Source organism: Paraburkholderia sp. (assembly GCF_034668105.1).
Classification (GTDB): Bacteria; Pseudomonadota; Gammaproteobacteria; order Burkholderiales; family Burkholderiaceae; genus Paraburkholderia.
On the sequence record NZ_JAXDPY010000127.1, the window covers coordinates 1 to 4,300 of the forward strand.

Consider the following 4,300-nt stretch of genomic DNA (forward strand, 5'->3'; position numbering starts at 1 on the left):
GGCTTGCAAACAGGTATCGCCACAGCTCAACTCTTCATGACCGGCTCGGTCGTCTCGATCACCGGCTCGAGCGTCGGGGCCACCGGATCTAGCGTCAACGCGACCGGGTCCAGCGTCAGCGCGACCGGGTCGGCGGTGGGCGCAACCGGCAGTTCGGTGTCTAGCACCGGATCGTCGGTCAGCAGCACCGGATCAAGCGTCAGTGCGACCGGCGTGTCGTACTCGACCGTCGGTTTTTCGGTCACATTCTGAAGCCAGCGATCCGATGAAAATCATCAAACCCACCCCCGTCGGCATTCTGACCCGTAACTATCGGCAGGCCGGCCACGAGCATCTCGGTATCGCGATACCGCTGATGGTGTCGCTCGGCGACGTGCCCCACCTCGTCAGCGAGTCTGAACTGTGGAATACGGTTGGCAGCGAGTTGGGCGTCTATGCACTCGACGCCGCGCTGCCGAAACAGCATCCCGAGTTTCTGGTAGCGGGGCGCGCCTATGGCCAGTATTGCGATGCGGCTCATACGTGCCGCGTCGGCATTCGATTCGCCGGGCTCGACAAGCAACTGCGAGTGTCGGGCGCGCGTGAGTGGAACGGCGATACACCGTCGCATGCCGCGCCGTTCGAATGCTTGCCGCTCGATTGGTCGCTGGCCTATGGCGGCCCAGGCTATGCCGAGAATCCACGTGGTATCGGTTTTCCCACAAGTGCGCAGCGAAGCGCACTGCTGCTTCCACAAATGACCTATCCGAACGCGCCGGCCGCCACACGCGAACGCGGCACGGCTCCGGCGGCTTTCACGCCGATCGCCGCTGACTGGCCGCAACGCAGCGCGCTATATGGCGAGATGGATTCGCAGTGGCGCGAAGAGGATTGCCCAGGCTTTCCGCGCACGATGCATCCTGCTTATTTCAACGTCGCGCCGACCGATCAGCAATTCCCTCACCTCGCCTCGCTCGCGCCGGGTGCCGCGTATGAATTGACCCATATGCATCCGGAGCGCCCGATCCTGGCCGGTACGTTGCCGCCTCTGCGCGCGCGTTGCTTCTTGCAGCGGACCCGCGAGTCGAACCTGACCGAAGTCGCGATGCGGCTGACGACGGTATGGTTCATTCCACACCGCGAACGGGCCATCATGATTTTTCACGGCACGGCGCCGGTCCAGGAATTCGACGCGCAAGACGTGGCGTGCCTGCTGCTCGCCGCCGAATGCCATAGCGAACCACGCAACGACGCGCATTATCGCCGTGTGTTCGATCTGCGCATGGACAACAAGCGCGGCGCGTTGCACGCACTGCGCGACCTGGACCTCGCACCGCAATCCTTGCTAGCCGCAGAGAGCGACGCAGAACACGCGCGCAACGCGCAAGCCGAACCGCCAATCAGCGCTTTGCAACGCAATCTGCAACAACGCGCCCACGAGCAAGTTAGCCAGGCGGCCGCTGCCGGGGTCGTCATCTCTGCGCCAGAAGTGCTGGCTACGCGCCCACCGCGTCTCGACGAACTGGCCGAGTTTGTCGAGCGCAACGAAAAATTCGCCGAGACTCAGTTGGCCGCGCTCGAACAGACGCGGCAGCGGATCGAGGCCGAGCACCCGGAACTCGCCGCGAGCCGGAACGCTGCGGCAAGACGGGGACCTCCCCAGTCTTTCGCGAGCAATCGCGCGCAGCACCCTGCACTGCCCGAGGTGCTCGAACAGGAACGGGAGGCCGAGCGCAGACTGCGTGCGTCCTATCTACAGTCGGCCCACTATCAGGAGGCCGCGGCACGCCTCGACGCTACGTCGTCCGCGGCACTGCGCGAGCGCGTTGCCGCCGGTCATAGCCGTGGCGAATCGCTCGCCGGCCTCGACCTCACCGGCGCCGATCTGAGCGGGATGAATTTGCGCGACGCGGACCTCGCCGGCGCGCTGCTCGAAAGCGCCGACCTGAGCAACGCCGACCTGACAGGCGCCAACTTGCGCGACGCGGTCATCGTACGCGCCGCACTCGCCGGGACCACCTTCGCCAAGGCCAATCTCTCAGGCGCCAATCTTTCGCTCACCGACTGCGACGGAACCGACTTCAGCGAAGCCGTCCTCGATCGCAGTCTGTTCGAACGTGCGGTCTGGCAAAACTGCAACGCGCGGCGTGCCTCGGCAAGACGCGTCCAGTTCAGCGGCTGCCGCTTCGAAGCGGTCGATTTCGAGGAAGCCGCGCTCAGCGAGTTGGTCTTCATGGAGCAGACGTTGACCGACGTGACCTTCCGCGCGGCGACGATCCGCAAGCTTGCGTTCATTCAGTGCCGGCTCGAACGTGTCGGCTTCACGTCCGCCGACATCGACGGTCTCGGCCTGGTCGAAACCGTTGCGCAGCAGATCCGTTTCGACCACGTGCGGCTTCGCAAAGCGTGTTTCGCGAAAGACACCGTACTCGAACGTGCGGACTTCTCACGGGCGTCGCTGACCGAAGTGAATCTGCGGCATACGCAGGCCCGCAACGCACGGTTCAACGGCGCAACGATCAGCCAATGCGACTTCTCGGATGCCGGTCTGCAACAAGCCGACCTGAGCGATGCGAAGTTCGACGGCGCCTATCTGGTTCGCACCGACCTGAGCGGCGCCAGCCTCGCCGGCGCCGACCTGATCGGCGCGCAAATGCGCCGCGCCATGCTGCACGACGCCGACTTCGACGAAGCGAATCTGTTCCGCGCCAATCTTGCCGAAGCATCGATCGATGCATCCACGCGCCTTGACCATGCCTACCTCGAGCAGACCGTGTTTCATCCGTTACGCAAGGCAGCCGCATGATGTCCGCGCGTGAACAATTGCAGCAGGCCGTGCGCAACGGCGAAGCGATCGGCAACCGCACGATCGGTGCACTGGCGCTCGACGCGTGCGATCTGTCGGGCGGCATCTTCGACAAGGTCACGTTCGACGGGACCCGGCTTGCGCAGGCGCGCCTCGCCGAGTGCGTCTTCACCGACTGCCTGTTCACCGGCGTCGACCTGCGCGGCGCGGATCTGTCGAAAAGTGTCTTCATCAACGGAGCGCTGAGCGGCACGGATCTGTCCGGCTGTCTGCTCGACGACTGCCGTCTGAGCGGAGCGCGTGCGAGCGGCAGCCGTTTCAGCGCGATGCGTGCCGCGCGCCTGGCGTGTTTGCATGCAGAGCTTGATGCATGCCGGTTCGACGGCGTGCAAATCGATCAGGGCTTCTTTGACGAAACGCCTTTGCGTGGTGCCGACTTCTCCGCTGCGCGTCTGCAACGGTGCTTCTTCTATCGGCTCGATCTGCGTGACGTCGGCTTCGCGCGCACGGAATTCGAGCGCGTCGTGTTCACGGAATCGGATCTGAGCGGGCAGCGTTTGAACGGCCAGACGTTCGTCCGCTGCCAGTTCATCGCCACCGATCTCAGTCGAACCGACTTCACGTCGGCCAACCTGTCCCACTGCAATTTTCAGGGCACGAGACTCGACTACGCGGTGCTTGAGCAGGTGCACGCGCCGTCGGCCGTTTTCTTCGGTGCGAGCGTCGGTCATGCACGTTGCGCTCATGCACAGCTGGAGAACAGCATCTGGGTCGACGCGCGCGCGCAGCACACCGATTTCTCGGATGCCGATTTGCGCGGGGCCGTCTTTCAACGCGCGGATGCGGCGCACGCGCGGTTCGCACGGACTCGCCTGAACGCGGCTGACTTTTCGCAGGCACAACTCGCCGGTGCGGACTTTCACGAAGCCGCGTTCGCGCGCACTTCTTTCCACGGAGCGCAAGGTGCCGAACCGGCAACTTCGCCGGGCCGCCCGGGCGTGATCGGCGCCGAGCCGGCCCTCCTCGCCGCGCAGGAATGGTCGAGACACCGGGACGCGCGCCGCCGGCACACATTCATCAAGGAGCAGCCCTAGTCATGACAACGACCACAGCGCAACGGCGCGTGCTGGAGCCTGACACAGGTGTCGAACGTGTCGAGCTTATCGCGCGTGCTGGATGCGGAGAACATGTCGAACGTGCGAAACGTGCGGAATGTGTCGAACTCGCTGAACGCACCAAACATGCCAAAAGTTTCGAAGCTCTCGAACCGACCGAACGCCTTGAACGGCTCGAACGGCTCGAACGCCTCGAACGGCTCGAACGGCTCGAACGCTCCGACCTCAACGAACACCCGCACAACAGCGTCGGCACGGTGATCGCCGTCCTGCACGACGACGTCTTTCTGGTCACCGGCGACGACGGCGCACTGCTCACCTGCAAGCGCGCGTTCAGTTGCCTGATCACGCCTGCGATCCGCGACCGGGTGGCGGTCTGCGGCAGCGGTCCGCGGCACGG

Annotated in this window: 4 protein-coding genes; 3 read left to right on the forward strand and 1 reads right to left on the reverse strand. The window is 64.5% G+C overall.

The window, feature by feature from the left end:
• Window positions 1-26: 26 nt before the first annotated feature.
• Window positions 27-245, reverse strand: a complete 219-nt coding sequence (locus QOC89_RS06005; RefSeq protein WP_323044188.1) for a hypothetical protein — start codon at window positions 243-245, stop codon at window positions 27-29.
• A gap of 20 nt (window positions 246-265) precedes the next feature.
• Here QOC89_RS06005 and QOC89_RS06010 point away from each other — a divergent pair, with 20 nt between their 5' ends.
• The 3 genes from QOC89_RS06010 to QOC89_RS06020 all read left to right on the forward strand — a co-directional run.
• Window positions 266-2,785 (forward strand): DUF2169 domain-containing protein, encoded by a 2,520-nt coding sequence (locus QOC89_RS06010; protein WP_323044189.1) that lies wholly within the window; start codon window positions 266-268, stop codon window positions 2,783-2,785.
• Window positions 2,782-3,879, forward strand: a complete 1,098-nt coding sequence (locus QOC89_RS06015; RefSeq protein ID WP_323044190.1) for a pentapeptide repeat-containing protein — start codon at window positions 2,782-2,784, stop codon at window positions 3,877-3,879. Before QOC89_RS06010 ends, QOC89_RS06015 begins: the two co-directional genes overlap by 4 nt.
• Before the next feature lie 2 nt (window positions 3,880-3,881).
• A partial coding sequence (locus QOC89_RS06020) for a DUF3540 domain-containing protein (RefSeq protein WP_416340362.1) occupies window positions 3,882-4,300 on the forward strand: 419 nt, incomplete at its 3' end.

Coding starts and splice junctions, on each gene's coding strand:
- QOC89_RS06010 (WP_323044189.1), top strand. CDS start 266: ATGAAAATCATCAAACCCACCCCCGTCGGCATTCTGACCCGTAACTAT.
- QOC89_RS06015 (WP_323044190.1), top strand. CDS start 2,782: ATGATGTCCGCGCGTGAACAATTGCAGCAGGCCGTGCGCAACGGCGAA.